Here is a 562-nt window from a genome sequence, read left to right on the forward strand (position 1 = left end):
AGAATCGTAGAATGTCGCTTGCATCGTATATGAGTCATTATTGATAGTTGAAGAGCTTATACTTTGGCCTGGAGCAATTGGTTGGTTCAGTGATTCCATTAGAGTATTCAAACTAGTATTATCCAAAGGATTAGCATTTGGCGACAAAGATGATCCTGCTGGCACTTGAGATGTAGGCATAACTTTAATCGAAATATCAGATTGACTACCATTTGCTATTGTAATTTGGCCGTTGTTAAAGCTTACGGAATTGGAAGCATTTCCAGTATCGCTTTTAATATCTTGGTTCATTTTTGTAATTAAGTCATTAATTGTGGAAAAGCCTTCTGTGCCATCTGTAGGTGCTGTGCCTGAGGGCTGATATTCGTATATATGGTAAGTGGTGCCGCCGTTATAGCTAACTGCAAAGTTGTTTCCAGGCTGTACATTTAGCGAATTTCCATTAGAATCGTAAAGCATACTAAAGTCAGAAGTTGGTAAAGCTTGGGCGTACTGCGTAACAGAACTTGCAGGATCAAGATTGCCTTGCATTTTAACGTATGTTGAAGCAGCAGCTGGAACT

At 39.3% G+C, this 562-nt stretch carries 1 protein-coding gene; it reads right to left on the reverse strand.

Annotation, left to right across the window (positions count from 1 at the left end):
• The coding region (locus DESAMIL20_RS10055) for a hypothetical protein (RefSeq protein WP_158090580.1) at positions 1-562 on the reverse strand (562 nt) is incomplete at both ends.

Origin of the sequence: Desulfurella amilsii, assembly GCF_002119425.1 — a bacterium.
In the GTDB taxonomy this organism is placed as follows: domain Bacteria; phylum Campylobacterota_A; class Desulfurellia; order Desulfurellales; family Desulfurellaceae; genus Desulfurella; species Desulfurella amilsii.